We start from the raw sequence: 26,999 nt of genomic DNA, 5'->3' as shown, positions 1-26,999 counted from the left end.
CAAAATGCCGATCAACATCACCATGCCGGCGCTTTCGCCCACAATGGAAGAGGGCAACCTTTCCAAGTGGCTGGTCAAGGAAGGCGACAAGGTCTCGCCGGGCGACGTGATTGCCGAGATCGAGACGGACAAGGCAACGATGGAAGTCGAAGCCGTCGACGAAGGCACGGTTGCCAAGCTGGTGGTTCCGGCCGGCACTGAAGGCGTCAAGGTCAATGCGCTGATCGCGGTATTGGCGGCTGAGGGGGAGGATGCTGCTTCTGCCGTCAAAAGCGGTGATGGCGCTGCGCCGGCCAAGGCTGAGGCTCCGAAAGCGGAAGCCGCCAAAGCGGAAACATCAAAGCCCGAAGCGTCGAAGCAGGAGCCTGCCGCACCTACGCCTAAGGCGGACGCGGTGCCGGTCGCCAACGGCCACGCAAACGGTGAGCGCATCTTCGCCTCGCCGCTGGCCCGGCGCATCGCCAGCGAAGCTGGTATAGATGTCGCGGCGCTGACAGGCTCCGGCCCCCGCGGCCGCGTGGTAAAGGCCGATGTCGATGCCGCAATTTCCAGTGGCGGCGCCAAGGCGGCACCAGCAGCAAAAGCGGCGCCCGCCGGCGCTCCGGCGCCTGCGGCCGCAGCACCCAAACCAATGTCCGACGAGCAGGTGCTCAAACTGTTTGCCGAAGGCTCCTACGAGCTGGTCCCCCACGACAATATGCGCAAGACCATTGCGCGGCGGCTGGTCGAGGCCAAAACCACCATCCCGCATTTCTATCTGACGCTCGACTGCGAGCTCGACGCGCTTCTGGCCCTGCGCACGCAGATCAATGCGGCCGCCCCGGCGAAGAAGACCGAGAAGGGCGAAACGCCGGCCTACAAGCTTTCGGTCAACGACATGGTTATCAAGGCTCTGGCCATGGCGCTGATGGCGGTGCCGGATGCCAATGTGTCGTGGATAGAAAACGCCATGGTCAAGCACAAGCATGCCGATGTCGGCGTTGCCGTGTCGATCCCCGGCGGCCTGATCACCCCGATCATCCGGCGTGCCGATGAAAAGACGCTGTCCGTCATCTCCAACGAGATGAAGGATCTTGCCGGCCGCGCCCGTAGTCGCAAGCTGAAACCGGAAGAATATCAGGGCGGCACCACGGCGGTGTCCAATCTCGGTATGTTCGGCGTCAAGGATTTTTCTGCCGTCATCAACCCGCCGCATGCGACGATCCTGGCGGTCGGCGCCGGCGAGCAACGCGCAGTGGTGAAGAACGGCGAGATCAAGATCGCCACGATCATGTCGGTGACGTTGTCGACCGATCACCGCGCCGTCGACGGTGCGCTCGGCGCCGAGTTGCTCGTCGCCTTCAAACGCATGGTCGAAAACCCGATGGGCATGCTGGTTTAAGAGAGGGGAACAGGGCGGTGCGGAAATTCTTCACCAGCCTTTTTGCCTTTTTTCTTTCCGGTTTGGCGGGCGGATTGGTGGCGCAGTGGCTCGCCGTCGCCACCAATGCCGACGTAGAGTACATCCTTGTGTTCATGATCTCGGTTCTCGTCACCGTCCTCGTGACGGTCGCGTTCTTCATCGCACAATTCATGTCGGACCCACGACGGGCAACAAAGCTGACGGCGACCATAGGGGTAGCGTTTTTTGTGCTCGTTGGAGTTGCCCTGATCGGCTGGACTTTCTCCCAGCCCCCAGGCAAGAGCCAGTGGTCGGGCGATCTTCCCGTAGTCGCCGGTCTCGTTCTGCCGGGCATCGCTACAGTGCTGGTCCAGTGGCTTTTCGTGCGCTGGCGATTGGCGCGCTCGCAACCAGGTTTCGGCGGGGCAGGCACATGAAGACGGTCCTCTGCTACGGCGATTCGCTGACCTGGGGCTATGACGCGGCAAACCTCGGCCGTCATCCGCCGGCGGATCGCTGGCCGAGCGTGCTGCAGGCAACATTGGGCAGCGGCGTCGAGGTCATCGCCGAAGGCCTGAATGGCCGAACCACCGCCTTCGACGATCACTTGGCCGGGGCGGACCGCAATGGCGCAAGGCTGTTGCCAACAATCCTGACGACGCACGCACCGATCGACTTGATCGTCATCATGCTCGGAGCCAACGATATGAAGCCGTGGATTCACGGTAATCCGGTCGCGGCCAAACAAGGCATGCAACGCCTGATCGACATCGTGCGCGGTCACGATTACCCGTTCGATTGGCCGGCGCCGCAGATCCTGATCGTCGCGCCGCCCGTAGTCAGCCGCACGGAAAACGCCGAGTTCAAGGAAATGTTCGCCGGCGGCGATGACGCGTCAAAGCGGCTGGCGCCGCAATATTCCGCCCTTGCCGACGAGGCCGGCTGCGGCTTCTTCGATGCCGGCACGGTGGCCAAAACCACGCCGCTCGACGGCGTCCACCTGGACGCGGAAAACACGCGGAACGTCGGGCAAGCGCTGGCGCCGCTCGTGCGCCTCATGTTGGAATTGTGAAGGAGAAAGCCGTGGCTGAGAACTACGACGTCATCATCATCGGCTCCGGCCCCGGCGGCTATGTCACTGCAGTGCGTTCGGCCCAGCTTGGCTTCAAGACGGCGATCGTCGAGCGCGAGCACTTGGGCGGCATCTGCCTCAACTGGGGCTGCATTCCGACCAAAGCGCTGCTGCGCTCCGCCGAGATCATGCACTATTCGGATCATCTGAAGGACTACGGCCTGAAGATCGATGGCAAGGTCAGCGTCGACACAGCCGCCGTCGTCGATCGCTCGCGAAAGGTCTCGCTGCGGCTCAACGGCGGCGTCGGCTTCCTGATGAAAAAGAACAAGGTTGACGTCATCTGGGGCGAAGCCAAGCTGACCAAACCTGGCGAGATCGTCGTGTCGAAATCGTCGAAGAAGCCGATGGAGCCGCAGCCGCCGGCGCCCAAGGGCGTCAAGGGCGAGGGCACCTACAGCGCCAAGCATATCATTCTGGGGACCGGAGCGAGGCCGCGCGCATTGCCCGGCATCGAGCCGGACGGCAAGTTGATCTGGACCTATTTCGAGGCCATGGTGCCGAAAGAGATGCCGAAATCGCTGCTGGTGATGGGCTCGGGCGCCATCGGCATCGAGTTCGCCTCGTTCTACCGCACCATGGGCGCCGAGGTGACGGTGGTCGAACTGCTGCCGGCTGTGATGCCGGTCGAGGACGCCGAGGTCTCGAAATTCGCGCAGAAGCAGTTCGAGAAGCAGGGCATGAAGATCATTCTAGAAGCCAAGGTGACCAAGGTCGAGCAGGGCACTAACTCGGTCACGGCGCATGTCGAGATGAAGGACGGCAAGGTCGAGAAGATCACCGCCGATCGTATGATCTCGGCCGTCGGCGTACAGGGTAACATCGAAAACCTCGGCCTCGAGACGCTCGGCGTGAAGACGGACCGCGGTTGCGTCGTCGTCGACGGCTACGGCAAGACAAATGTGCCGGGCGTCTACGCCATCGGCGACGTTGCCGGACCGCCGATGCTCGCCCACAAGGCCGAGCATGAGGGCGTGGTCTGTGTGGAAAAGATCGCCAATTTCCCCGGCGTGCATGCCATCGACAAGCTGAAGATCCCGGGCTGCACCTATTGCAATCCGCAAGTCGCCTCGGTCGGACTGACGGAAGCCAAAGCGAAAGCCGATGGCAAGGACATCCGCGTCGGCCGCTTCCAGTTCGCCGCAAACGGCAAGGCGATTGCGCTGGGCGAAGACCAAGGTTTCGTCAAGACCATTTTCGACAAGAAGACCGGCCAGTTGCTGGGTGCCCACATGGTCGGCGCAGAAGTAACCGAACTGATCCAGGGCTTCGTCGTGGCGATGAATCTGGAGACCACCGAGGAAGAGCTGATGCACACGATCTTCCCGCACCCGACGCTGTCGGAGATGATGAAGGAGAGTGTACTCGACGCCTATGGCCGCGCACTGAATGCATGATAAATTAGTGGGGCGAGTCTCACACGGAAGACACAAAGGAACTCGACGGCAGAGCAATTCGTTTCGCAGGCATGATCCATCATACAAGGAGAGGGCATATGGAAATGAACGGCGTGGGCTGGGTTGCAGCCATCATCATCGGCGGCCTGGCGGGATGGCTCGCCGAGATGGTCATGAAGAGCAATACCGGCATCCTCATGAACATCGTTCTCGGCATTGTCGGCGCAATCGTGTTGAACGCCATCTTGCAGATCCTGAACATCGGCATCTTCGGCGTCGGCTGGATAGCCTATCTGATCACCGGCTTCATCGGTGCCTGCATTCTGATTGCGGTCGGACGACTGGTGCGCCGCTAACCTCTGTCGGCACTTGCTATGCGAAAAAGGCCACCGCGGCATGCGTGATCGCGGCCTTTTTCTTTTCGCCGAAAAGTCCTAGATGACGTGGGTAGAGCGAGCGCTGGACAAGCGCTTGCCAATGAGCCGGGTTTCACATGGTCACCGTCCTCGACACGATTGCCAATGCGCCGCGCCTGCGGCATCCCGAAAAGGCGCACAAGCCGGATCAGGACGTACTGCGCAAGCCTGACTGGATCCGCGTCAAGGCGCCGATGTCGAAAGGCTATGCCGAGACGCGCGAAATCGTGAAGTCTCACAAACTGGTGACGGTTTGCGAAGAGGCGGGCTGCCCCAATATCGGCGAGTGCTGGGAGAAGAAGCACGCCACCTTCATGATCATGGGCGAGATCTGCACGCGGGCCTGCGCCTTTTGCAATGTCGCCACCGGCATCCCGACCGCACTCGATCCCGACGAGCCGGCGCGTGTCGCGCATGCGGTCAAGCAAATGGGCTTGAGCCATGTCGTCATCACCTCCGTCGATCGCGACGATCTGGCCGACGGCGGGGCCCAGCATTTTGCTGATGTCATCCGTGCGATCAGGGCAGCAACCCCGTCGACGACGATCGAAATCCTGACGCCCGATTTCCTGCGCAAGGACGGTGCGCTGGAGATCGTGGTGGCGGCCAGGCCGGATGTTTTCAACCATAATCTCGAGACCGTGCCGTCTAACTATCTGACGGTTCGGCCGGGCGCGCGCTATTTCCACTCGATCAGGCTCTTGCAGCGGGTCAAGGAGCTTGACCCCTCGATCTTCACCAAGTCCGGCATCATGGTCGGCCTTGGCGAGGAGCGGAACGAAATTCTGCAGCTGATGGACGATTTGCGTTCGGCCAATGTCGACTTCATGACCATCGGCCAATATCTGCAGCCGTCGAAGAAGCACCATCCGGTGATCCGCTTCGTCACGCCGGAGGAATTCAAGTCCTTTGAGACGATCGGCAGGACCAAGGGCTTCCTGCTGGTAGCGTCGAGCCCGCTGACGCGCTCGTCGCACCATGCCGGGGACGACTTTGCCAGGTTGCGCGCGGCGCGCGAAGCGTTTCTCAAAAAGTCCGCCTAACACTGGTTTTATGCCACAATTCGAAGCCCATCGCCGCGTTGCGCATACGCCGGAGCAGATGTTCGCTCTGGTCGCCGATGTCGAATCCTATCCGCAATTCCTGCCGCTTTGCGAGGCACTGACGGTTCGCTCACGCAAGGAACGCGACGGGCGCACCTTGCTCATCGCCGACATGAGCATCGGCTACAAGGCGATCCGCGAGACCTTTACCACGCAGGTGCTGCTGAAGCCGGACGAGAACGCCATAGATGTCAAATACATCGACGGCCCTTTCAAATATCTGAGCAATGTCTGGCGCTTCGACCCGGCGGACGGCGCTGGTTGCAACGTCTGCTTCTTTATCGACTACGAGTTCAAGAGCCGCATTTTGGGTGCGTTGATGGGAACCATGTTCGACCGCGCCTTCCGCATGTTCTCCGAGGCGTTCGAGAAACGGGCCGAAATCATCTACGGCGCGCCATCGACGGCCTGATCCGCAGCGAGCGCGCGCAGACCCAGTTCAAGCGCATGACGGACCGTCTCCCTGCGGATGTAATCGCGGCCCTTGTCGGCGAACAGCTGGCATTCGCTGACTACCGGCCGGCCAGCCACGGCAACGCCGAACCAGACCAGGCCGACAGGTTTTTCCGCCGAGCCGCCGTCCGGACCGGCGATGCCGGTCACCGCCAGGGCGAGCCCGGCCGGCGAATGCGCCAAGGCTCCGGCCGCCATCTCCACCGCAGTCTCGCGCGAGACCGCGCCGTGCGCCTCGAGCGTAGCGGCCGAGACGCCGAGCATCTCGGTCTTGGCCTGGTTGGAATAGGTGATGAAGCCGCGATCGACCACCGCGGAAGAGCCGGCGATGTCGGTCAGCGCGGCGATGATCATGCCGCCGGTGCAGCTCTCCGCCGTCGCCAGCATCATGCCGCGCTGCTGGCAGGCCTTAAGCAGGGCATCTGCGAGACCGCTATTGCTCATTCAGGGACATCCCCTGGAAACACAACGCTGGCAGTCGCGATGGCCGCTATGCCTTCCTCACGGCCGACGAAGCCGAGCTTCTCATTGGTTGTCGCCTTGATCGAGATGCGATCGCGCGAAATTCGCAGCATTGCCGAAAGCGCTTCGGTCATGGCCTCGCGATGCGGGCCGACGCGCGGCGCCTCGCAGATCAGGGTGATATCGGCGTTGGCGATGCGTCCGCCGCGCGCGCGCACCAGCTTCACCGCGTGTTCGACGAAGATGCGTGAAGCGGCCCCTTTCCACTGCGGGTCGGAGGGCGGGAAATGCGTGCCGATGTCACCGGCGCCGCAGGTGGCGAGCAGGGCGTCGGTCAAGGCGTGGAGACCGACATCGGCATCCGAATGGCCGGACAACTTCCTATCGTGTGGAATGGCGACGCCGCACAGGGTGACATGGTCGCCGGGCACGAACGCATGGACGTCATAGCCATTGCCGGTTCGGATGTCGGGAAAACGCGGGGCGCTGGAAAGCCGCTGATCCGCCATTGCAATATCCCGTGCCCAGGTCAGTTTGACGTTGTCCGGCGAGCCGGGAACGATCTTCACCGGAATATGCGCCCATTCGGCGATTGCCGCATCGTCGGTGAAATCCGCTTTGCCCAGATGATGAGCCTTTTCGTGCGCAGCCAGGATCGGCCAGAACGGAAAGCCTTGCGGTGTCTGTGCGGCATGAAGCCCGGCCCTGGACACGGTTTCGCCGATCATGCCTTCGGCCGTTTCGCGCTTGAGCGTATCGGCAACCGGCAAGGCAGGCAGTGCCCCCTGGCGCTCGCCAATGGCGGCGATCGTGCGGTCTATCAGTTCCGCATCGACAAACGGCCGGGCCGCATCATGGATCAAGACCCGGCCCGGCGCATTGCTTCTCAACGCCAGCAGTCCAAGGCGGACGGACTCCTGCCGTGACGTACCGCCGGTCACCGCGACGACACGGTCGGCGTTCGCACCGGCCGCACGGCGGAAAAGCGCGCCGTCGTCGGCATGGATAGCAACGACGACAGGTCCAATCTTCGGATGCGTCAGAAAGGCGCCGAGCGTGCGTGCGATAACGGCGCCGCCGCCGATTTGCTGGTACTGCTTCGGCCCCTTGGCCTGTCCGGCGCGCGCGCCGCGGCCGGCAGCAACGATGACCACGGCGACCTTGTCGTCCGCAGCTTGCTTTTCGCTCGCATCTCTCATGCCGAGACGCTTAACGCATGATCCCGAAAAGTGGTATCGCTTTTGGAAGACCCAGGATTGATGCGGTGCGGCGATCCGTATTTTTCCCAAATGCGCCTTAATGTCACGACATTGCGCGTTGCACATTGCCGCCGTTCTGGCTAGAGAATGTGCAGCAACCGAAGGTGCTTGGTTTTTGTGCATGCCTGATGTGACCAAATTGGCTTCGCCGCTGGATGTGGGTGGCGTGAGAATCCGCAATCGCGTATTTCTCGCGCCCATGTCGGGCATCACCGACGAACCGTTCCGGCAACGCGCCCATGCGCATGGCGCCGGGCTGGTCGTATCGGAAATGGTGGCGAGCGGCGAGCTTGCAAAGGGCAGGGCTGGTTCCGGCCTGCGCATCCGTCATTCCGGGCTGCCTGTCCACATGGTCCAGCTTGCCGGCCGTGAGGCGGCGCACATGGCCGAGGGCGCGCGAATCGCAGCCGGCGAAGGCGCCGACATCGTCGACATCAACATGGGCTGTCCGGCCAAAAAGGTGACGGGCGGCTATGCCGGTTCGGCACTGATGCGAGATCTCGACCACGCGCTGTCGCTGATCGAAGCGGTAGTCGGCGCGGTCGACGTGCCGGTCACGGTCAAAATGCGGCTCGGCTGGGACGAAGGCGCGCTCAACGCGCCGATGCTGGCGCGACGCGCCGAGCAGGCCGGGGTGATGATGGTGACGGTGCATGGCCGCACACGTTGCCAGTTCTATCAGGGCACGGCCGACTGGCGTGCCATCGCACGCGTCAAGCAGGCCGTCTCGATCCCTGTGGTTGCCAATGGCGATGTCGGCTCGCCGGCAGAGGCTGCGTCGATCCTTGACCAATCCGGCGCCGACGCGGTGATGATCGGCCGTGCGCACTATGGCGCGCCGTGGACCGCCGGCAGCATTGTAGCGGCCGCGCTGGCCGAGCCGGTATCCGGCATGCCGGAAAGCCCGCAAGCGCTGACCGATTACGTCATTGCCCATTACGAAGACATGCTGACGCTCTATGGCGTGGAAAGCGGATTGCGCCAGGCGCGCAAGCATCTCGGCTGGTATCTCGACCGCCACGCCGCCACAAGCGACGACCGGCGCAAGGCCATACTCACGTCTTTCGAGCCTGGGCGCGTCATTTCCTTGCTGCGCGACGTATTTTCAAGCGCTCCCGAAGCAGCGAACCTGCGGAGTGCGGCATGAACGCCACCGTCACACAGAGCACGGATATGGCGGACGCCGCGCATATTGTGCTCAACACCATTCGTCGGCCGGTGATCATGGTCGATCCGCAAGGCTTCATCACCTTCGCCAATGCCGATGCCGAGGATTTTTTCCGTTCGAGCGCCACGATGCTCGCCCGCAACACGCTGCACAAGCTCATTCCTTTCGGCAGCCCGCTGCTGACGCTTGTCGACCAGGTGCGCGAGCGCCGGGCGCCAGTCAACGAATACCGGGTGGACGTGTCGTCGCCGCGGCTCGGCATCGAGAAGGTGGTCGATCTCTACGTCGCGCCTGTGACGGAATTTCCAGGCTCCGTCGTGGTAATGTTCCAGGAACGCTCAATGGCCGACAAGATCGACCGGCAGATGACGCATCGCGGTGCGGCGCGCTCGGTCACCGGCCTTGCCGCGATGCTTGCCCATGAGATCAAGAACCCGCTGTCCGGCATTCGTGGTGCCGCGCAGCTGCTTGAACTGTCGGCGTCCGACGAGGATCGCGCACTGACCAGGCTGATCACCGACGAGACCGATCGCATTGTCTCGCTGGTCGACCGCATGGAGGTGTTTTCGGACGAGCGGCCGATCGACCGCTACCCCGTCAACATCCATGTCGTGCTCGACCATGTCAAGGCAATCGCCAAGAACGGTTTTGCCAAGCGGATCAAGATATTGGAGGATTATGATCCATCATTGCCTCCGGTTTTTGCCAATCGCGACCAGCTCATCCAGGTCTTCCTCAATCTGGTAAAAAATGCCGCCGAGGCGATCGGCAGCGATCCACAGGGCGAGATCATGCTGTCGACCGCCTTCCGCCCGGGCATTCGCGTTTCTGTGCCCGGAACGCAGGACCGCGTGTCGCTGCCATTGGAATTCTGCGTGCGTGACAACGGTTCGGGTGTCTCCGAAGATATCCTGCCGATCCTGTTCGATCCCTTCATCACCACCAAGCCGAACGGCTCCGGTCTCGGTCTGGCGCTGGTCGCAAAGATCGTCGGCGAGCATGGCGGCATCATTGAATGCGAATCGACGCCGCGCGGGACCACCTTCCGTATCCTGATGCCGGCATGGAAAGAAACCCAGTTTGGCACCGACGACGACGGTGAAGGAGACCGCAAATGACCGTTCGCGGCAATATTCTCGTCGCTGACGACGATGCGGCCATCCGCACAGTCCTCAACCAGGCGCTTTCGCGCGTCGGTCACGACGTGCGCGTCACCTCCAATGCCTCGACGCTGTGGCGCTGGGTGGCGGCGGGCGAGGGCGATCTGGTCATCACCGACGTTGTCATGCCCGACGAGAACGCCTTCGACATGCTGCCGCGCATCAAGAAGGCGCGACCGGAACTGCCGGTCATCGTCATGAGTGCGCAGAACACGTTCATGACCGCGATCCGGGCCTCCGAAACCGGAGCCTATGAATATCTGCCGAAACCGTTCGACCTGACGGAACTGCTCAACATCGTCAACCGCGCGCTTTCCGAGCCGCGGCGGCCCAAGATCGATACGCGTGCCGACGAGCCGCCTGAAACGATGCCGCTGGTCGGCCGCTCGGCGGCCATGCAGGACATCTACCGCATGCTGGCGCGCATGATGCAGACCGACCTGACGGTGATGATCTCGGGCGAATCGGGTACCGGCAAGGAACTGGTGGCGCGCGCGCTGCATGAATATGGCCGTCGTCGTGGTGGCCCCTTCGTCGCCATCAACATGGCGGCGATCCCACGCGACCTGATCGAATCGGAACTATTCGGGCACGAGAAGGGCGCCTTTACTGGCGCACAGAACCGCTCCACTGGCCGTTTCGAGCAGGCCGAAGGCGGCACGCTCTTCCTCGACGAGATCGGCGACATGCCGATGGAAGCGCAGACGCGGCTGCTGCGTGTGCTGCAGCAGGGCGAATACACCACGGTCGGCGGCCGCACGCCGATCAAGACCGACGTGCGCATCGTGGCTGCCACCAACAAGGACCTGCGCACGCTGATCAATCAGGGGCTTTTCCGCGAGGACCTGTTCTACCGCTTGAACGTTGTGCCGCTCAGGCTGCCGGCGCTGCGCGAGCGCTCGGAGGACATTCCGGACCTCGTCCGCCACTTCTTCAAGCTCGGCGTCAGTGAAGGCTTGCAGACCAAGCGCATTTCCACCGGCGGCATCGAGCTGATGAAGCGCTACCCATGGCCCGGTAATGTGCGCGAACTCGAAAATCTCATCCGCAGGCTGGCCGCACTGTATTCGCAGGACGAGATCTCCGCGGAGATCATCGAGGCGGAGTTGAAGACCGGCGAAAGGCCTGTCGTTCCAGGTGGCGGCAACCTCATTCCCGACGACCTTTCCATCGGCCAGGCGGTGGAGCATTTCCTGCAACGCTATTTTGCCTCGTTTGCCGGCGACTTGCCCCCGGCCGGGCTCTATCAGCGAATCCTCTCCGAGGTCGAATATCCGCTGGTCCTCGCCTCGATGACCGCAACGCGCGGTAACCAGATCAAGGCTGCGGAATTGCTGGGGCTCAACCGCAACACGCTGCGCAAGAAGATTCGCGAACTCGGCGTCAACGTCTACAAGTCGTCCAGGCAGGTCTAGACGAATCCCTTTAAGAGCGCTTTCCAGGGGATCGATTGCCGAAAGATTTCCGTCTCGGCCACACTTGTTGCATAATCGCCACAATGCGTTGCATACATCCGACGCAATCACTGGCTCTAGACGGCGACATGGCCCTGCACGCACCGACACTGAGCAAATCGCTTTTCAGCAATACCGGCGCGCGAGACGGTCGCCGGCTGCTTGCGCTGCCGGGCGTGATCGCCGTTGCCGGTGCGCTGGTGACGGCGGCGATCTCCTTCGCCATTCTGGTCGGCGCGACGCCGATCACGCCCGACGCGAGGACGACGCTGGCGCTGATTGCGCTTAATGCGGCGTTCGTCCTGTTTCTGATCTTGCTGGTCGGCCGCGAGGTGCATCGCATCCTGATGGCACGCCGGCACGGCAAGGCTGCGTCGCGCCTGCATGTCCGCATAGTCGCGATGTTTGCGCTGGTCGCCGCCATCCCCGCGATCATGGTGGCGATCATCGCGTCGATCACGCTCGACATCGGCCTCGACCGCTGGTTCGAGATCCGCACCAAGACGATCGTCAATTCGTCGTTGTCGATCGCCGACGCCTATGTGCAGGAAAACGCGCGAAATCTTCAGGGCACGACGTTGTCGATGGCTTACGACCTCGACGCTTCGCGCACGCTCTACGGTCTCGATCGCACCGGGTTCCTCGATCTCATGAACAAGGAGGCGGTGGGACGCTCGCTGGCGCACGCAGCACTCATCAAGCCCGATGGTTCCTTCGTTATGAGCGCCAAGACCGACGCGGACTTTGCCATGCCGGAGCCGCCTGAGGGCGCCGTGGCAAGCGCTGCCGACGGCAAGCCGGTGCTGATAGAGCCGCGCACCCGCAACATCATGGGTGCGATCGTCAAGCTGCGCGAGATCGACGGGCTCTATCTCTACACCATCCGCCTCGTCGATCCCGAGGTGATCAAGGCACGGCAGATCGTCAAATCCAACACCGCCGAATATCGCGGTCTCGAAGACAATCGCCGCACCTCGCAAGTGGCTTTCGCGCTTCCCTATCTGTCGCTGACGCTGATCATCATCCTGTCTGCCATCTGGACCGGCATTGCGGTGGCCGACCGCCTGGTGCGGCCGATTCGTCAGCTCATCGGCGCGGCCGATGAGGTCGCCACCGGCAATCTCGACGTAGCCGTGCCTGTCCGCCCCTCCGACGGTGACGTCGCCTCGCTCGGCGACACCTTCAACAAGATGCTGATGGAGCTGAAATCGCAGCGCAACGAGATCCTGTCGGCCAAGGATTTGATCGACGAGCGGCGGCGCTTTTCGGAGGCGGTGCTTGCCGGCGTCACCGCCGGGGTCATCGGCGTCGATCCATATGGCATCGTCACCATCGTCAACCGTTCGGCGGAAACGATGCTGGCCATATCCGCCACGGCAGCGCTTGGGCAGAACCTTTCGGCCGTGCTGCCGCATGTCGGCCGCGTCTTCGAGATCGGCCGCAAGTCGGGCAAGCCGGTCTATCGCGAACAGGTCACCTTCTATCGTGCCGGCACTGAACGGACCTTCAACGTACAGATCACGATCGAAGCCGGCGACGACGGTTCGGAGGATAAATCCTACGTCGTTACAGTCGATGACATTACCGATCTGGTCCAGGCACAGCGTTCCTCCGCATGGGCCGACGTGGCGCGACGCATCGCCCACGAGATCAAGAATCCACTGACACCGATCCAGCTTTCGGCCGAGCGTATCAAGCGGCGTTACGGCAAAGTCATCACCGAGGACCGTGAGGTTTTCGATCAATGCACCGACACCATCATCCGGCAAGTGGAGGACATCGGCCGCATGGTCGACGAGTTCTCGGCGTTCGCCCGCATGCCGAAACCGGAAATGAAGGCCATCGATCTGCGCGATTCGTTGCGCGAAGCCTCGTTCCTGGTCGAAGTGAGCCGGGCCGACATCACCTTCGAGCGCGTCTTCGGCAATGAGCCGCTCAAAGGCACGTTCGACAGCCGGCTGATGGCGCAGGCTTTCGGCAACGTCATCAAGAATGCTGCCGAAGCCATCGACGGACTTGATGCAGAGGATCGTCCGCACGGCATAATCCGGATTCAAGCCGGGCGTCAGAATGGCGCGATTCGAATCGACGTCATCGACAACGGCAGGGGCTTGCCGCGCGAGAACCGGCAGCGCTTGCTCGAGCCTTACATGACGACACGCGAGAAAGGCACCGGGCTTGGCCTCGCTATCGTCAAGAAGATCGTGGAGGACCATGGCGGGCGACTCGAATTGCACGATGCACCAGCGGACTTCCACGATGGGCGGGGTGCAATGATCAGCATCATCCTGCCGGTTGCCGCCACCGTTCCGGTACGCGGCGAGGGCAAGACGGAACACGAAAAAGAAACTGAAAAGGTCGGTAATGGCGTCTGATATTCTCATCGTCGATGACGAGGAAGACATCCGCGAACTCGTCGCCGGCATCCTGAGCGACGAAGGTCACGAAACACGCACGGCGTTTGATGCCGACAGCGCGCTGGCGGCGGTCGCCGACCGGGCACCCAGGCTGATCTTCCTCGACATCTGGCTGCAGGGCTCGCGGCTCGATGGCCTGGCCTTGCTGGACGAGATCAAGACGATGCACCCGAACCTGCCGGTGGTAATGATCTCGGGCCACGGCAACATCGAAACGGCAGTCTCGGCCATCCGCCGCGGCGCCTATGATTTCATCGAAAAGCCATTCAAGGCCGACAGGCTGATCCTCATTGCCGAACGGGCGCTCGAAACCTCCAAATTGAGACGCGAGGTTTCGGATCTCAAGCTGCGCAGCGGCGAGACTTTCGACCTCATCGGCATGTCGTCGGCAATGAGCCAATTGCGCCAGACCATCGAGCGCGTCGCGCCGACCAACAGCCGCGTCATGATTATCGGCCCCTCCGGCTCGGGCAAGGAACTGGCGGCGCGCGCCATCCACGCACTGTCGGCGCGCAAGAGTGCACCGTTTGTGACGCTGAGCGCCGCCAACATCACGCCTGAGCGTATGGAGATCGAGTTGTTCGGCACCGAATCGAACGGCGTCGAACGCAAGGTCGGCGCGCTGGAGGAAGCCCATCGCGGCATTCTCTACATCGATGAAGTGGCCGACATGCCGCGTGAGACGCAAAACAAGATCCTGCGCGTGCTGGTCGAACAGCAGTTCGAGCGGGTAGGGGGCACCAAGCGGGTCAAGGTCGACGTGCGCATCGTCTCGTCGACCTCGCAGAACCTGGAAGCCATGATCGCCGACGGCCGTTTCCGTGAGGACCTTTATCATCGCCTGGCCGTGGTTCCGGTCATGGTGCCGGGACTGGCCGAGCGTCGCGAGGACATTCCTTATCTGGTCGACAATTTCATGAAGCAGATCGCTCGCCAGGCCGGCATCAAGCCGCGCCGCATCGGCGACGACGCGCTGGCGGTGCTGCAGGCGCATAACTGGCCGGGCAACGTTCGCCAGTTGCGCAACAATGTCGAGCGGCTGATGATCCTGGCGCGCGGCGACGATGTCGATGCGCCGATCACCGCCGATCTCCTGCCTGCCGAGATCGGCGACGTCATGCCGCGCACTCCAAACAAATCCGATCAGCACATAATGGCGCTGCCGCTGCGGGAAGCGCGCGAACAATTCGAGAAGGACTATCTGATCGCCCAGATCAACCGTTTTGGCGGCAATATCTCGAAGACGGCAGAGTTTATCGGCATGGAACGCTCTGCATTGCACCGCAAGCTGAAGTCGCTGGGCGTCTGACAGCCAAACCAGTCGTGGCCCACGCAATTATCGGTTACGGCGGTCTTGGAATCGCATAAGAAAGCTGGACTTCTTTCAGGGGTTAGCCATGCCGCGCATTGCGTATGTGAACGGGCGCTACGTCGCTCACGCCGAAGCTTCCGTGCATATCGAGGACCGTGGCTATCAATTCGCCGACGGCGTCTACGAGGTCTGCGAGGTGGCACGGGGCTTCATCGTCGACATGCCCCGCCATCTCGCCCGATTGAACCGCTCACTTGCCGAACTCTCGATCGATTGGCCGATCACGCGCGGCGTGCTGCCGCTCGTCATGCGCGAGGTGGTGCGCCGCAACCATGTCGTCGACGGCCTGGTCTATGTCCAGGTGACACGCGGCGTCGCCAGCCGCGAGTTTTTCTTCCCGCCGGCGGAGACGAAGCCGTCGCTGGTGGTGACTGCCAAAAAAGCCGATCCTGCAGCTGCCGCGAAGCGGGCCGAGAGCGGGATCCGGGTTATCACAGTGCCGGAGAACCGGTGGGATCGGGTCGATATCAAGTCGGTCGGCCTGCTGCCGAACGTGCTGGCCAAGCAGAAAGCCAAGGAAGCCGGCGCTCAGGAGGCCTGGTTCGTCGATGTCGACGGCACCGTCAAGGAAGGTGGATCGTCGAACGCCTGGATCATCACCGGGGATGGCGTGCTGGTGACGCGGCCGGCCGAGCACGGCATCCTGCGCGGCATCACCCGTACGACGCTGTTCGACGTGGCCGCCAAGCTCGGCCTGACGATCGAGGAGCGCGGTTTTTCGGTGGCCGAAGCCAAGGCCGCGCGCGAGGTTTTCATCAGCTCCGCGACCACGATTGCCATGCCGGTGGTGGCGATCGATGGCGCTCCCGTCGCCAACGGCCACCCGGGCTCGATAACAGTTTCATTACGGCAGGCCTTTTTTGACGTTGCGGAAAAAAGTCCAGCCTGATAACCGCACAGATGGAATGAACATCAATATATCTCGTTCTGCTTGTCGTTACTGACGGCAAGATGGTGTTTGCGTGCTTGACATGTGCCGGCTAATTTGGCGCATTGGCCTGCAAACCGAAGGGGATCGGCGAAAGACAAGAACAATGGCGGAACGATCGCAAAATCTTCAGGACCTGTTCCTGAATTCAGTTCGCAAGAGCAAAAATCCACTCACCATCTTTCTCATCAACGGCGTGAAGCTGACCGGCGTGGTCACTTCGTTCGACAATTTCTGCGTTCTGCTGCGTCGCGACGGCCATTCCCAGCTTGTCTACAAGCACGCTATTTCCACGATCATGCCGAGCCAGCCGGTTCAGATGTTCGATGGTGAGGAAAGCCAGGGCGCCTGATTGGCACGTGAGAAAGACGCGGACCGCCGCGTTCGCGGAAAACCAGCACATCAGACCGGGACAGAGGCCAACGGCCCGACCCGGGCGGTGGTAATCGTGCCGGTGCTTACCCGGCAGCCGCGTGGCGACGACGACACCAACCGCCCCCGCCTGACCCGTTCCGCCGAGGCTCGTCGCGACGAGGCCGTCGGCCTCGCCAGCGCCATCGACCTCGACCTGGTCCACACGGCGGTGGTGACCGTCAACGATCCACGCCCGGCGACCTTGCTCGGCAGTGGCAAGGTGGCGGAGTTCGCTGAGATCGTCAAAGAGGGCCACGCGGAAGTGGTCATTGTCGATCATCCGCTGACCCCGGTACAGCAGCGCAACCTCGAAAAAGAGTTGAACGCCAAGGTGCTCGACCGCACCGGGCTGATCCTGGAGATTTTCGGCGAGCGCGCCCGCACCAAGGAAGGCACGCTGCAGGTCGATCTTGCCCATCTCAACTACCAGAAAGGCCGCCTTGTGCGGAGCTGGACCCACCTCGAGCGCCAGCGTGGCGGCGCCGGCTTTCTCGGCGGCCCTGGCGAGACCCAGATCGAGTCGGATCGGCGTGTGCTGCAGGACAAGATCACCAAGCTGAAGCACGAGCTCGAAACTGTGCGCCGCACCCGCGACCTGCACCGCGCCAAGCGCAAGAAGGTGCCATTTCCGGTAGTGGCGATCGTCGGCTACACCAATGCCGGCAAGTCGACTCTGTTCAACCGGCTGACCGGAGCAGGGGTGCTGGCCGAAGACATGCTGTTTGCCACGCTCGACCCGACGCTGCGCCGCGTGCGTCTGCCGCACGGCACGCCGATCATCCTTTCCGATACGGTCGGCTTCATTTCCGACCTGCCAACGCATCTGGTCGCGGCCTTCAGGGCGACGCTGGAGGAAGTGGTCGAGGCAGACCTCGTCATTCATCTGCGCGACATCTCCGATCCCGATACGGCCGCGCAGGCCGAAGATGTCGAGCGCATCCTTGCCGATCTCGGCGTCGATGCCCGCGATAGCAAGCGCGTCATCGAAGTATGGAACAAGATCGACCGGCTCGACGAGGGCAACCGGGCGCGGCTGCTTGCCGATGGTGCTGACGGCAAGAAGGCACCGCCGATCGCCATATCGGCGGTAACCGGCGAGGGCATCGATGCGCTGAAGGCGATCATCGAGACGATGATGTCGGGCGAACTGGAGACCTTCACCGTCACACTCAAGCCCGACCAACTCGGCGTCGTCGACTGGCTTTACCGCAACGGCGACATCATCTCGCGCGACGACAATGAGGATGGCAGCGTAACCGTCGCGCTCAAGGCTACACACAGCGCTCGGCAGGAGATCGAAAGCCGATTGCGCCGTCAAAACAACGGGTAGAGGCGTTTACTTCGCGCTTTTTGCCTGCTGCCAGAGCGCTTCCATCTCGTCCAGCGTCGCCTCTTCGAGGCTGTTTCCCGACGCTTGCAGCGTCCGCTCGACATAGTGGAAGCGCGACCGGAATTTTTCGTTGGTGCCGCTGAGTGCCGCTTCGGAATCAATTTTGAGGTGCCGGCCGAGATTGACGACCGCAAACAGCATGTCGCCGAACTCGTCCTTGATCGGCGCAGTGTCGCCTTTGGCCAGCGCCTCGCGTAGTTCGCCGATCTCCTCCTCGATCTTGTCGAGGATCGGCGCCGCCTCGCTCCAGTCGAAGCCGACGCGGGCGGCCTTTTCCTGCAGCTTGAGCGCCCGGGTCAGCGCGGGCAGGGCGACCGGCACGCTGTCGAGAAAGCCCTTGCCATGGTCTTCCGGGTCGAGCCCACGGGCGAGGCGCGCACTGCGCTTCTCCGCCTTTTCCTCTGCCTTGATCTTTTCCCACATGCCCTTGGCCATGCCGGCGCTGCGCGCCTTGTCGTCGCCGAAGACATGGGGGTGGCGGCGGATCATTTTTGTGGTGATGGCCAGGACCACATCGCCGAATGAAAATTCGCCGGCCTCCTCGGCCATTTGCGCGTGGTAGACCACTTGCAGCAGGAGATCGCCGAGTTCATCCCGCAGATCGTCCAGATCGCCACGCGCAATGGCGTCCGCCACTTCGTAGGCTTCCTCGATCGTGTACGGCGCGATTGTCGAAAAGTCCTGCTCGATATCCCACGGGCAGCCGGTTTCCGGCGCCCGCAGCGCTGCCATGATCTCGATCAGTCGGGAAATGTCTTTCGAGGGTTTCATCTGGGAAACGCTATCCTGTACACGGCTGTGCGGCCAACGGCTTCAGCCGGTGAGGGCGCCTTGTCCACAGACGGGCCGCCAGACCATGATACGAAAGTGGAAGCCGGTTTCCGGAAGATCCTAGTTAGCAAAAGCATCAGTCGAGCACGGAGACTATCGCCTTGGCGAGCGCATCCATGCCGTCCTCGGGCAGGCCGGCAACGTTGATGCGGCTGTCGCCGACCATATAGATGGCATGCTCGGCGCGCAGCCGCTCGACTTGCGCTTCCGACAGGCCAAGCCGGGAAAACATGCCGCGATGGCTGGCGACGAAATCGAAACGGTCGGAGTTGGACTGCCGCCGCAGCGCCTCGGCGAACTGGACGCGCAGCCGCAGCATGCGCAGCCGCATCTCTTCAAGCTCTGCCTCCCAGTCGGAACGCAATGCGGGGTCTTCAAGCACGACGCGCACCGCCGCCGCGCCGTGGTCCGGCGGCATCGAATACATGGCGCGCGCCGCCGACAGCATCTGGCCCATCGCCAAATCCGCCTGCGCGCCACCTTTCGCCATGATCAGCGCTGCACCGACTCGGTCGCGATAGACGGCAAAGTTCTTCGAGCAGCTGGAGGCAACGACCATTTCCGGAACTTTTGCCGCCAGAAGGCGCAAGCCGGCGGCATCCGCATCAAGTCCCTCGCCAAAGCCCTGATAGGCGATGTCGACAAAGGGCAGCAGGCCGCGCTCAACGACAAGATCGGCAATGGCAGCCCATTGCCAGATGTCTAGATTGGCGCCTGTCGGGTTATGGCAGCAGCCATGCAACAATACGACGTCGCCAGGATTCGCGGTTCTCAATGCATTCAGCATGTCGTCGAAGCGAACCGCACCAGAAGCAGCGTCGAAATAGGGATATTCGCGTATCTGCAGGCCAGCGGCGCGCATCACCGGCATGTGGTTCGGCCATGTCGGATCCGACAGCCAGACCATCGCGTCGGTGCGGGTCCTTTTCAGCAGCTCTGCTACCAGCCGCAGCGCGCCGGAGCCGCCTGGCGCCTGCGCCGCACGAATGCGCGTCATGTCGGCGGCTGGGCCGAACACCAGCCTGGCCATCGCCGCGTTGAACGCGGTATCGCCGGCAAGGCCGAGATAGGTCTTGGTATTCTGGCCCTGCAGCAGCCGCTTTTCGGCTTCGCGTACCGCGCGCATCACCGGCGTCTTGCCGTCGCGATCCTTATAGACGCCGACCCCAAGATCGACCTTGTCGGGGCGCGGGTCGGCGCGATAGAGGCCGATCAAGGCCAGGATCTTGTCGGCAGGCGCGGGCTGGAGATTTTCGAACATCGATAAGGTTCCGTTGGCGGCGGAGTGATACGCAAACCGGCCGTGCTTTGCCAGCAGTTTCATATGCGCCAACTCGGCGCCGGTTTGCCTCGAAGGCGGCCGATACTATCTGGCGGGCGAGAGCGGGCCCGATATCTCCCAGGACGAGAACGCGGCGAGCCGTAAGAAAATTTCGGGGAGAGCGGGATTAACATCCCGACCTGCTCCGTAAACAGGACATGAAACGGCCGATGCCACGCTTCGATATTCTGGGACAGCTCGGTTCGCTGCGCCGCTATGCACGCTCGCTGACGCGCGACAGCGCCGATGCAGAGGATCTGGTGCATGATGCGCTGGTGCGTGCCTATGAGCGACGCGGCAGCTTCCGCTCCGGCGGAAATCTTCGCGTATGGCTGCTGTCGATCGTCCATAATGCATTCATCGACGGTCTGCGGTCCCGCAAATCCGAAGCAATGCGCATCGAACAGGCCGGCTATCTCGCCGAGGCGAATGTCCCGGCGCCGCAGGAACATTCGGTCCGTCTGGCCCAGGTGCGCGAAGCGTTTTTCGAATTGCCGGAGGAGCAGCGTTCGGCGTTGCATCTCGTCGCCATCGAGGGGCTTAGCTACAGCCAGGCCGCTGAGGTGAGTGGCGTGCCGCTTGGCACGCTGATGTCGCGCATCGGCAGGGCGCGTGCGGCCCTGCGCGAGATGGAGGACGCGGTGCCGGCACGCGCGAAAGGCCATCTGAAGATCGTCGGAGGTGGATCATGAACCAACTGCGCGATCCCGTCACCGACACTGATCTCGACGCCTATGTCGACGATCAGCTGGACGTGGCTCGTCGCATCGAGGTCGAGGCGTTCCTTTCGGCCCGCCCGGACGCGGCCGCGCGGGTGATGTCCGACTTACGGATGCGTGACGAATTGCGCGTGGCGCTTGCCGGATCGAAAGGCATGGCGCGGCCCGCGACGGCCGATGCTGCACGGCGGCTGGAGCGGGGATTGGCGCGCGGCCGCGTCCTTGGTGCTTTGCAGCGAGCTGCGGCAGTTGCTGTCTTCGTCGCTGCCGGCTGGCTTGCGAACGGGCTCATCGGACCGATATCGGTGACGGAAGTCGTCGCTTCGACCCATCCGCCGGCCTATGTGGAGGACGCGGTCCGGGCGCACCGCACGACGCTCGTGCGCGAGGCGATGTCGTCGCAACCCGAAGCACCCGGCTACAATGCCGACGAAATCCGCGCCGCGACGGCGATCGTGATGCCATCGCTGCCGGCGGACTGGACGGTCCGTGACGTGCAGATCTATCCATCGCAATTCGGACCGAGCGTCGAGATGGCTGTCGAGACGAAAGAGATGGGGCTGGTCTCGTTGTTCGCGATCAGGCCCGGAACATTCGACGTCGTCAAGCCGACCGTCGTTCCCTCGGGCGAAGTTTCCTCGGCTTATTTCCAGATCGGCGAGGTCGCCTACGCGGTCGTCGGACGCAGCGATGTCGGCGGTCTCGATCGCACGGCCGAAGCGCTCGCCAAAACGCTTTACTGATCGACCTGCAAGAAGGAGAACCACATGAACAATCTCGGATATATCGGGGCCGGAGCCCGAGCCGGAGCCGTCTACGATGAAGGCCTGCGCCGGCACATGCTGCGCGTCTATAACTATATGGGCCTTGGCCTCGTCGTTACGGGCGTGATCGCGTTCGTGGTGGCTTCCACGCCCGCTCTTTACGTGCCGATCTTCTCCACACCGCTGAAATGGGTGGTGATGCTGGCCCCGCTGGCCTTTGTGCTCTTGTTCTCGTTTCGGATGCAGGCGATGTCGGCAGCCGGCGCCCAGGCGATGTACTGGGCATTCTGCGCGGTCATGGGCCTGTCGCTGGCTTCCGTGTTCCTGGTCTTTACCGGCACCAGCATCGCACGCACCTTCTTCATCGCCGCCACCATGTTCGGCGCGACCAGCCTTTACGGGTACACGACCAAACGCGACCTGACGCAGTTTTCGTCGTTCCTGATCATGGGCCTGATCGGCGTGGTGATCGCCAGCATCGTCAATATCTTCCTGGGCTCGACCGCGCTCCAATTCGCGATCTCTGTGATCGGCATCGCCGTCTTCATAGGCCTCACCGCCTGGGATACCCAGACGATCAAAGAGCAGTATGCGGAAAACTTCGGCGCGGAATCACAGCAGAAACTCGCTGTCTTCGGTGCATTCTCGCTCTATCTGAACTTCATCAACATCTTCCAACTGCTGTTGAACTTCACCGGCGAGCGCGAATAGCCGGCGTTGAACCAAGACCGGAGTTGGACATCATGGACAGAAACGATCAGCAAGCGATCGGACAGCTCTTCGAGAAGTTGGCAAGCGCCGAGCGCCAGGCGCCCCCGCGCGATGCCGAAGCAGAGCGCTTCATCCAGGACCAGATCACCCAGCAGCCTGGGGCGCCATATTACATGGCCCAGACGATCGTGGTGCAGGAGCAGGCCCTGAACGCAGCTCAGGCGCGCATAGAAGAACTGGAGGAGCAGGCGCGGCAGCCGGCCGGCGGTGGACCGCTCAGCGGCTTCTTCGGCCGCAGCGGCGGCAGGCGCTCAGGCTCGGTTCCGCGGGTAGGGCGCACCGCCTCCGTTGCAACTGAAGGGCCGCAGGACACGCCACAGCGGGCAGGCGGCGGTTTTCTTGCCGGCGCCGCGCAGACCGCGATGGGCGTGGCGGGCGGCGTGCTGCTCGGCAACGCGATCGCCGGCGTGTTTGGCGGCAGCGAAGCGAAGGCAGCTGAACAGCCGACGCCGCAGCCGGACGAAGCCGATCAGGCAGGCGATGCCAGCTCCGACAATGGCGGTGACTTCGGTGATATGGAGTTCTGATGAGCGACCCAGACTGTGCCTGTACCGGCGCTGGGGACGATTGCGGGTAAGCATAGGCGAGATGGCGAGGGCAACATCCGGGAAGCGAGCCCTCGCCGGCGGCTAATAACCCAGGCGCTTCAGTTCAGCCTTGACCGCTGCGATCGTCTTGAAGCGGAAGTGCTTCGTTGTGCCGTCGCGCCAATGGCAGTCGCATGTGGCGTCGAACTTCCGGCTCGCTTTCAATTGAGTCAGCGCCTTCTGGCCTGGCTTGGGGCCATCGAAGATGCGAACTTCGTAGAGCGTCCCTTCGACATCGTAGTGCATCTGAGCCCAGGAAAGTATCACGATCAGTTCCTTTGCCGGGTCGTGGTCGGCGTTGGCGAGGCCGAGCGCGATGTCCGGTGTGTCGCCCTCTTGTTCACCGAGCGTGACCTGGATTGCGCGATATCTGTTGTCAGCTAGCCGTTGCAGCGCGACGAGCGGGCGTTCCGGATATTCCTCGGCGGTCTGGTAATCGACGAAGAGTGTCTGGAGGCCGTTCCAGCTCACGGCTGTGGTGTGCGGATCAGCATTGTCGGCGAACCCAACAACACGTTTGGCGAAAGCCAGGTCGTTCTCGCCTGGCGTACGACTGACATCCTGAGCTCGCGCATCGGTGAGCGCGCAGGCGAGGGTGAGGGCAAGACCTGCAAGCAGCGGAAGCGTCTTCATGATTCGCAATCCTAGCATGCCCGTTGCCCCACAGCGCTGTTGCGAACGTCTACGAGTGACCGGCCTGATCTCGCCGCCATCGGATGCTATAGGCGTAGTCGCATAAGATAGATTATGGAACTGGCATGGCCGATTGGATGTGACGTGAAGCTAGCACCTCGCGAGATCCAACTCGGGAACCCAGGCCATAAAATCTTGGTCTTTCACGCTGATTCGTAAGGGATTTCGATCGTCATGCCGTCATAAGCAGGCTCGACGTTGGCCGGCGTCTCGGCCATTACCGTAGCGTAGTCGAGTGGCACATGCATATGCGTCAGCACCGCGTTCTTCGGCGCCAGCCTTTCGATCCAGCCAAGCGCCTGGCCAAGCGACAGATGGCTCGGATGGACGGTGTATTGCAGCGCGTCGATGACCAGCATGTCCAGCCCGCGCAAACGCTTGGCGGTCGCCTCCGGAAAGTCGCTGACGTCAGGGCAATAGGCCAGCCCACCGATGCGGAAACCCAGCGAGGTGATGTCGCCATGGAGCTGCAGCAGCGGTTCGAGGGTGAGGGCGCCGCCCTCGCCTGCGATCACCACCGGCCTGTGGTGGTCGATGATATGGGCGTTGACGATCGGCGGATACGAACTGCCTTTCGGTGTTTCGAAACAGTAGCGGAACGCCTCGCGTAGGCGCAGCATGGTAGCCTGATCCGCATGGATGTCGATCCGGTGGCGCTGCTCGAGCACGAAGCCGCGCAAATCGTCGATGCCGTGGATATGGTCGGCATGCGGATGTGTATAGACCACCGCATCGATGCGCTTGACCGATGCCAGCAGCATCTGCTCGCGGAAATCCGGGCCGGTGTCGATGACGACCGTGGTCCGGGCGCCACTCGCCGCGATCCGCTCGACGAGCGCTGCGGTGCGCGTGCGCCGGTTCCGGGGGTTCGCGGGATCGCAATTGCCCCAGTCGCCGGTGATGCGTGGCGTGCCCGGCGATGAGCCGCAGCCGAGGACGGTAAGACGTAGCCGGTCGCTCATGCGTCAGGCGCCCGGCGCGCTCGGGCGCGGCATTTTCCTGAACAGCCGGAAGAAATTATCCGTGGTGATATTAGCGATCTCGGCCTCGCTGAAGCCGATCGTCTCCGCCAGCACCTTGGCTGCATACGCGACATAGGCGGGCTCATTACGCTTGCCGCGAAACGGGATCGGCGCAAGGTATGGCGCGTCGGTTTCGACCAGCAGACGGTCGCGCGGCACATCGGCGGCGACGGCGCGCAGCTCGGCGGAGTTCTTGAAGGTCAGGATACCGGAAAACGAGACGTAGCCGCCGAGCGCCACGCCGATCTCGGCCAGCCGACGCCCCGACGAAAAACAGTGCAGGATGAAGGGGAAGGCGCCCTTCCCCGTTTCTTCTTCGAGGATATCAGCCATGTCGTCGTCGGCGTCGCGCGAATGGATGACCAGCGGCAGACCGGTCACGCGCGCCGCGGCGATATGGGTGCGAAAGCCCTGCGCCTGTGCGTCGCGCGGCGCATGATCGTAGAAATAGTCGAGCCCGGCCTCGCCGATCGCCACCACTTTGCGATGAGCAGAGAGCCGCACCAGATCATCGACAGTGACGTCAAGCTCTTCGGCCGCATTATGCGGATGGGTGCCGACCGAGCAATAGACATCATCGAAAGTCTCTGCAATCTCAAGCACTTGGTTAAATCGCTTCACCCTCGTCGAGATCGTCACCATTCGGCCGATGCCGGCCGCTAGGGCGCGGGCGACGATGGCCGCCCGCTCTTCGGCGAAATCCGGAAAGTCGAGATGGCAGTGACTGTCGACCAGCATCAGGCGTTCGCGTCCTGCTTTTCGTAACGCGGAAAGACCGCCTCCGGCGCGGGCAATGCCGTGCCAGGCACCAGCGCATAGTCGGCGTGGACATGCGCAAAGTCACGGTTGTCTGCCGGCACCGCCAGCAGGTCGAGCAGCTTAGCAGCCGACCCCGGAACAAAGGGCTGGCAGAGCAGCGTCACGCGCCGGACGACTTCGATCGTCGTCCACAGAACTGTCTTCATACGCTCTGGATCGCTTTTGCTTAGCGCCCAGGGTTGCTGAGAGGCGAAATAGCGGTCAGCTTCGGCCACCACTCCGAAGATCGCCGCCAGCGCCAAATGGATGCCCTGATCCGCCATCGCCTTTCGCGCGACGGCGAGTGCCCCCACCGCTTGGTCGAGGATGGCGCTGTCGGCTTCGGTCAGTTCGCCGCGCTTTGGCACCGCGCCGCTGCAGTTCTTGGCGACCATCTTCAGCGAGCGCTGCGCCAGATTGCCGAGGCCATTGGCAAGGTCGGCATTGGTGCGGTTGACGATCGCATCATGGCTGTAGCTGCCGTCCTGGCCGAACGGCACTTCGCGCATGAAGAAATAGCGCACTTGGTCGAGGCCGTAGTGCTCGATCATCGCGAACGGGTCGACGACATTGCCGACCGACTTCGACATCTTCTCGCCACGGTTGAACAGAAAACCATGCGCAAACACGCGCTTCGGCAATTCGATGCCGGCCGACATCAGGAATGCCGGCCAGTAGACCGCGTGGAAGCGGATGATATCCTTGCCGATGACGTGGACGTTCGCCGGCCAGAAAGACCATCTCTCATTGGTCGGATCCGGATAACCGGCGGCGGTGATGTAATTGGTTAGGGCATCGACCCAGACATACATCACATGCTTCTCATCGCCGGGCACCGGCACGCCCCATTTGAATGTGGTGCGCGAGATCGACAGATCCTTCAGGCCGGATTTGACAAAGCTGATGATTTCATTGCGCCGCTCCGCCGGTCCGACGAACTCGGGGCTGTTCTCATAGAGCGCGAGCAGTCTGTCCTGATAGGCGGAAAGGCGGAAGAAATAGCTCTCTTCCTCGGTCCATTCGACAGGCGAGCCGAGCGGTTCGCGGCGCACGCCGTCGTCACCGACCTTGGTTTCGGCCTCGTCGAAATAGGCTTCCTGCCGCACCGAATACCAGCCACTGTAGCGGTCGAGGTAGATGTCGCCATTCTCAGCCATGCGCGTCCAGATCGCCTGGCAGGCCTTGTAATGACGCTCTTCGGTGGTGCGGATGAAAACGTCGTTCGAGCAACCGGTCGCTTCGAGCATCGAGCGGAAGATCGCCGAGTTGCGATCGGCAAGCGCTTTCGGCGTCAGGCCTTCGGCGTCCGCCGTCTGCTGCATCTTCAAACCGTGCTCGTCGGTTCCCGAGACGAAGAAGACGTCCTTGCCATCGAGCCGCTGGAAGCGGGCCAGCGTGTCGCTGGCGATGACATTGTAGGCATGGCCGATATGCGGCTTGCCGTTCGGATAGAAAATCGGCGTCGTGACGTAGTATTTTTCGCGTGCCATGGATGAGCCGTCATGAATGTCTGAATGAAAGATGTCGCGGTGAGATATCGCATCGAAACGGCAATTGCCATCCGACGCCAATGTGGTGGCTTCGAAG

Annotated in this window: 27 protein-coding genes; 19 read left to right on the top strand and 8 right to left on the bottom strand. The window is 62.4% G+C overall.

What is annotated here, in order from left to right; translation table 11 throughout:
* Positions 1–4 precede the first annotated feature (4 nt).
* The 7 genes from NKH33_RS12740 to NKH33_RS12710 all read left to right on the top strand — a co-directional run bounded on the left by NKH33_RS12740 (position 5) and on the right by NKH33_RS12710 (position 5,841).
* Positions 5–1,381, top strand: a complete 1,377-nt coding sequence (locus tag NKH33_RS12740) for a pyruvate dehydrogenase complex dihydrolipoamide acetyltransferase (RefSeq protein WP_352919774.1) — start codon at positions 5–7, stop codon at positions 1,379–1,381.
* 17 nt (positions 1,382–1,398) lie between these two features.
* Positions 1,399–1,818 carry a hypothetical protein gene (locus tag NKH33_RS12735; RefSeq protein ID WP_352448942.1) on the top strand — a complete coding sequence of 140 codons (420 nt, stop codon included), beginning with the start codon at positions 1,399–1,401 and terminating at the stop codon, positions 1,816–1,818.
* Positions 1,815–2,453, top strand: coding sequence for an SGNH/GDSL hydrolase family protein (locus NKH33_RS12730; protein ID WP_352502931.1), 639 nt, complete (start codon positions 1,815–1,817; stop codon positions 2,451–2,453). Before NKH33_RS12735 ends, NKH33_RS12730 begins: the two co-directional genes overlap by 4 nt.
* An 11-nt stretch (positions 2,454–2,464) precedes the next feature.
* Positions 2,465–3,910 (top strand): dihydrolipoyl dehydrogenase, encoded by a 1,446-nt coding sequence (gene lpdA, locus NKH33_RS12725; RefSeq protein ID WP_352919770.1) that lies wholly within the window; start codon positions 2,465–2,467, stop codon positions 3,908–3,910.
* A 98-nt stretch (positions 3,911–4,008) separates the two neighbouring features.
* The gene (locus tag NKH33_RS12720; protein WP_352919768.1) at positions 4,009–4,266 is read left to right on the top strand and encodes a GlsB/YeaQ/YmgE family stress response membrane protein; all 258 of its coding nucleotides are present in this window, start codon (positions 4,009–4,011) and stop codon (positions 4,264–4,266) included.
* Positions 4,267–4,403: 137 nt separating this feature from the next.
* On the top strand, positions 4,404–5,369 hold the full coding sequence (gene lipA, locus NKH33_RS12715) for a lipoyl synthase (RefSeq protein ID WP_352471839.1): 966 nt from the start codon (positions 4,404–4,406) through the stop codon (positions 5,367–5,369).
* Between the two features lie 10 nt (positions 5,370–5,379).
* A complete protein-coding gene (locus NKH33_RS12710) occupies positions 5,380–5,841 on the top strand; it encodes a type II toxin-antitoxin system RatA family toxin (protein ID WP_352471840.1) in 462 nt (153 codons plus the stop codon).
* On the opposite strand, the gene NKH33_RS12705 is transcribed toward NKH33_RS12710, so the two are convergent.
* Both NKH33_RS12705 and NKH33_RS12700 read right to left on the bottom strand, forming a co-directional pair.
* Entirely contained in the window at positions 5,817–6,326 is a 510-nt protein-coding gene (locus tag NKH33_RS12705) for a CinA family protein (protein ID WP_352833569.1), read from the bottom strand. The genes NKH33_RS12710 and NKH33_RS12705 overlap by 25 nt on opposite strands.
* Complete coding sequence (locus NKH33_RS12700; RefSeq protein ID WP_352502929.1) at positions 6,323–7,543, bottom strand: bifunctional 2-C-methyl-D-erythritol 4-phosphate cytidylyltransferase/2-C-methyl-D-erythritol 2,4-cyclodiphosphate synthase; 1,221 nt, start codon at positions 7,541–7,543, stop codon at positions 6,323–6,325. The genes NKH33_RS12705 and NKH33_RS12700 overlap by 4 nt, the downstream gene beginning before the upstream one ends.
* Before the next feature lie 181 nt (positions 7,544–7,724).
* Here NKH33_RS12700 and dusB point away from each other — a divergent pair, with 181 nt between their 5' ends.
* The 8 genes from dusB (at position 7,725) to hflX (ending at position 17,846) form a co-directional block, all read left to right on the top strand.
* Positions 7,725–8,750, top strand: a complete 1,026-nt coding sequence (gene dusB / locus NKH33_RS12695) for a tRNA dihydrouridine synthase DusB (protein ID WP_352542008.1) — start codon at positions 7,725–7,727, stop codon at positions 8,748–8,750.
* Positions 8,747–9,889 carry a two-component system sensor histidine kinase NtrB gene (locus NKH33_RS12690; protein WP_023675075.1) on the top strand — a complete coding sequence of 381 codons (1,143 nt, stop codon included), beginning with the start codon at positions 8,747–8,749 and terminating at the stop codon, positions 9,887–9,889. The genes dusB and NKH33_RS12690 overlap by 4 nt, the downstream gene beginning before the upstream one ends.
* Positions 9,886–11,346, top strand: a complete 1,461-nt coding sequence (ntrC, locus tag NKH33_RS12685; protein WP_254817199.1) for a nitrogen regulation protein NR(I) — start codon at positions 9,886–9,888, stop codon at positions 11,344–11,346. The genes NKH33_RS12690 and ntrC overlap by 4 nt, the downstream gene beginning before the upstream one ends.
* A gap of 128 nt (positions 11,347–11,474) precedes the next feature.
* Entirely contained in the window at positions 11,475–13,760 is a 2,286-nt protein-coding gene (locus NKH33_RS12680) for a sensor histidine kinase NtrY-like (protein ID WP_352502927.1), read from the top strand.
* The gene (gene ntrX / locus NKH33_RS12675) at positions 13,750–15,111 is read left to right on the top strand and encodes a nitrogen assimilation response regulator NtrX (protein ID WP_352471845.1); all 1,362 of its coding nucleotides are present in this window, start codon (positions 13,750–13,752) and stop codon (positions 15,109–15,111) included. The genes NKH33_RS12680 and ntrX overlap by 11 nt, the downstream gene beginning before the upstream one ends.
* An 88-nt stretch (positions 15,112–15,199) precedes the next feature.
* Entirely contained in the window at positions 15,200–16,063 is an 864-nt protein-coding gene (locus NKH33_RS12670; RefSeq protein ID WP_352682711.1) for a D-amino-acid transaminase, read from the top strand.
* Between the two features lie 145 nt (positions 16,064–16,208).
* Positions 16,209–16,454, top strand: a complete 246-nt coding sequence (gene hfq / locus NKH33_RS12665; protein ID WP_006202172.1) for an RNA chaperone Hfq — start codon at positions 16,209–16,211, stop codon at positions 16,452–16,454.
* A complete protein-coding gene (gene hflX / locus NKH33_RS12660; RefSeq protein ID WP_352502925.1) occupies positions 16,455–17,846 on the top strand; it encodes a GTPase HflX in 1,392 nt (463 codons plus the stop codon).
* A 6-nt stretch (positions 17,847–17,852) separates the two neighbouring features.
* Here the strand turns inward: hflX and mazG are convergent, their stop codons facing one another.
* Together mazG and NKH33_RS12650 are read right to left on the bottom strand one after the other, a co-directional pair.
* Positions 17,853–18,677, bottom strand: a complete 825-nt coding sequence (gene mazG, locus NKH33_RS12655; protein WP_352471848.1) for a nucleoside triphosphate pyrophosphohydrolase — start codon at positions 18,675–18,677, stop codon at positions 17,853–17,855.
* Positions 18,678–18,813: 136 nt separating this feature from the next.
* Entirely contained in the window at positions 18,814–19,998 is a 1,185-nt protein-coding gene (locus NKH33_RS12650) for an amino acid aminotransferase (RefSeq protein WP_352919764.1), read from the bottom strand.
* A 218-nt stretch (positions 19,999–20,216) separates the two neighbouring features.
* Here NKH33_RS12650 and NKH33_RS12645 point away from each other — a divergent pair, with 218 nt between their 5' ends.
* From NKH33_RS12645 to NKH33_RS12630, 4 genes are read left to right on the top strand one after another with little or no spacing between them, the layout of a single operon-like run.
* Complete coding sequence (locus NKH33_RS12645) at positions 20,217–20,750, top strand: sigma-70 family RNA polymerase sigma factor (RefSeq protein WP_502896504.1); 534 nt, start codon at positions 20,217–20,219, stop codon at positions 20,748–20,750.
* The gene (locus NKH33_RS12640; RefSeq protein ID WP_352471852.1) at positions 20,747–21,520 is read left to right on the top strand and encodes an anti-sigma factor family protein; all 774 of its coding nucleotides are present in this window, start codon (positions 20,747–20,749) and stop codon (positions 21,518–21,520) included. The genes NKH33_RS12645 and NKH33_RS12640 overlap by 4 nt, the downstream gene beginning before the upstream one ends.
* A 24-nt stretch (positions 21,521–21,544) precedes the next feature.
* Positions 21,545–22,252, top strand: coding sequence for a Bax inhibitor-1/YccA family protein (locus NKH33_RS12635; protein ID WP_352919760.1), 708 nt, complete (start codon positions 21,545–21,547; stop codon positions 22,250–22,252).
* A 32-nt stretch (positions 22,253–22,284) separates the two neighbouring features.
* Positions 22,285–22,839, top strand: a complete 555-nt coding sequence (locus tag NKH33_RS12630) for a DUF2076 domain-containing protein (RefSeq protein ID WP_352542012.1) — start codon at positions 22,285–22,287, stop codon at positions 22,837–22,839.
* A 102-nt stretch (positions 22,840–22,941) separates the two neighbouring features.
* On the opposite strand, the gene NKH33_RS12625 is transcribed toward NKH33_RS12630, so the two are convergent.
* The 4 genes from NKH33_RS12625 to metG all read right to left on the bottom strand — a co-directional run bounded on the left by NKH33_RS12625 (position 22,942) and on the right by metG (position 26,935).
* Positions 22,942–23,532: a hypothetical protein gene (locus NKH33_RS12625; RefSeq protein WP_352471855.1), complete on the bottom strand. Its 591-nt coding sequence runs from the start codon at positions 23,530–23,532 to the stop codon at positions 22,942–22,944.
* 203 nt (positions 23,533–23,735) lie between these two features.
* Positions 23,736–24,554 carry an MBL fold metallo-hydrolase gene (locus NKH33_RS12620; RefSeq protein ID WP_023675062.1) on the bottom strand — a complete coding sequence of 273 codons (819 nt, stop codon included), beginning with the start codon at positions 24,552–24,554 and terminating at the stop codon, positions 23,736–23,738.
* 3 nt (positions 24,555–24,557) lie between these two features.
* Positions 24,558–25,352 (bottom strand): TatD family hydrolase, encoded by a 795-nt coding sequence (locus tag NKH33_RS12615; RefSeq protein ID WP_352919756.1) that lies wholly within the window; start codon positions 25,350–25,352, stop codon positions 24,558–24,560.
* Positions 25,352–26,935, bottom strand: a complete 1,584-nt coding sequence (gene metG, locus NKH33_RS12610; protein WP_352772954.1) for a methionine--tRNA ligase — start codon at positions 26,933–26,935, stop codon at positions 25,352–25,354. The genes NKH33_RS12615 and metG overlap by 1 nt, the downstream gene beginning before the upstream one ends.
* Positions 26,936–26,999 lie beyond the last annotated feature (64 nt).

The organism is Mesorhizobium sp. M1182 (genome assembly GCF_040318335.1).
In the GTDB taxonomy this organism is placed as follows: Bacteria; Pseudomonadota; Alphaproteobacteria; order Rhizobiales; family Rhizobiaceae; genus Mesorhizobium.
Note: the sequence above shows the minus strand (reverse complement) of the source record. Positions and strands in the feature narration are given on the sequence as shown.

Coding starts and splice junctions, on each gene's coding strand:
- dusB (WP_352542008.1), top strand. CDS start 7,725: ATGCCTGATGTGACCAAATTGGCTTCGCCGCTGGATGTGGGTGGCGTG.
- ntrC (WP_254817199.1), top strand. CDS start 9,886: ATGACCGTTCGCGGCAATATTCTCGTCGCTGACGACGATGCGGCCATC.
- NKH33_RS12670 (WP_352682711.1), top strand. CDS start 15,200: ATGCCGCGCATTGCGTATGTGAACGGGCGCTACGTCGCTCACGCCGAA.
- NKH33_RS12640 (WP_352471852.1), top strand. CDS start 20,747: ATGAACCAACTGCGCGATCCCGTCACCGACACTGATCTCGACGCCTAT.
- NKH33_RS12635 (WP_352919760.1), top strand. CDS start 21,545: ATGAACAATCTCGGATATATCGGGGCCGGAGCCCGAGCCGGAGCCGTC.
- mazG (WP_352471848.1), bottom strand. CDS start 18,677: ATGAAACCCTCGAAAGACATTTCCCGACTGATCGAGATCATGGCAGCG.
- NKH33_RS12740 (WP_352919774.1), top strand. CDS start 5: ATGCCGATCAACATCACCATGCCGGCGCTTTCGCCCACAATGGAAGAG.
- NKH33_RS12700 (WP_352502929.1), bottom strand. CDS start 7,543: ATGAGAGATGCGAGCGAAAAGCAAGCTGCGGACGACAAGGTCGCCGTG.
- NKH33_RS12650 (WP_352919764.1), bottom strand. CDS start 19,998: ATGTTCGAAAATCTCCAGCCCGCGCCTGCCGACAAGATCCTGGCCTTG.
- NKH33_RS12620 (WP_023675062.1), bottom strand. CDS start 24,554: ATGAGCGACCGGCTACGTCTTACCGTCCTCGGCTGCGGCTCATCGCCG.
- NKH33_RS12645 (WP_502896504.1), top strand. CDS start 20,217: ATGAAACGGCCGATGCCACGCTTCGATATTCTGGGACAGCTCGGTTCG.
- NKH33_RS12690 (WP_023675075.1), top strand. CDS start 8,747: ATGAACGCCACCGTCACACAGAGCACGGATATGGCGGACGCCGCGCAT.
- NKH33_RS12680 (WP_352502927.1), top strand. CDS start 11,475: ATGGCCCTGCACGCACCGACACTGAGCAAATCGCTTTTCAGCAATACC.
- NKH33_RS12630 (WP_352542012.1), top strand. CDS start 22,285: ATGGACAGAAACGATCAGCAAGCGATCGGACAGCTCTTCGAGAAGTTG.
- NKH33_RS12615 (WP_352919756.1), bottom strand. CDS start 25,352: ATGCTGGTCGACAGTCACTGCCATCTCGACTTTCCGGATTTCGCCGAA.
- lipA (WP_352471839.1), top strand. CDS start 4,404: ATGGTCACCGTCCTCGACACGATTGCCAATGCGCCGCGCCTGCGGCAT.
- NKH33_RS12710 (WP_352471840.1), top strand. CDS start 5,380: ATGCCACAATTCGAAGCCCATCGCCGCGTTGCGCATACGCCGGAGCAG.
- NKH33_RS12730 (WP_352502931.1), top strand. CDS start 1,815: ATGAAGACGGTCCTCTGCTACGGCGATTCGCTGACCTGGGGCTATGAC.
- NKH33_RS12705 (WP_352833569.1), bottom strand. CDS start 6,326: ATGAGCAATAGCGGTCTCGCAGATGCCCTGCTTAAGGCCTGCCAGCAG.
- ntrX (WP_352471845.1), top strand. CDS start 13,750: ATGGCGTCTGATATTCTCATCGTCGATGACGAGGAAGACATCCGCGAA.
- NKH33_RS12720 (WP_352919768.1), top strand. CDS start 4,009: ATGGAAATGAACGGCGTGGGCTGGGTTGCAGCCATCATCATCGGCGGC.
- NKH33_RS12625 (WP_352471855.1), bottom strand. CDS start 23,532: ATGAAGACGCTTCCGCTGCTTGCAGGTCTTGCCCTCACCCTCGCCTGC.
- hfq (WP_006202172.1), top strand. CDS start 16,209: ATGGCGGAACGATCGCAAAATCTTCAGGACCTGTTCCTGAATTCAGTT.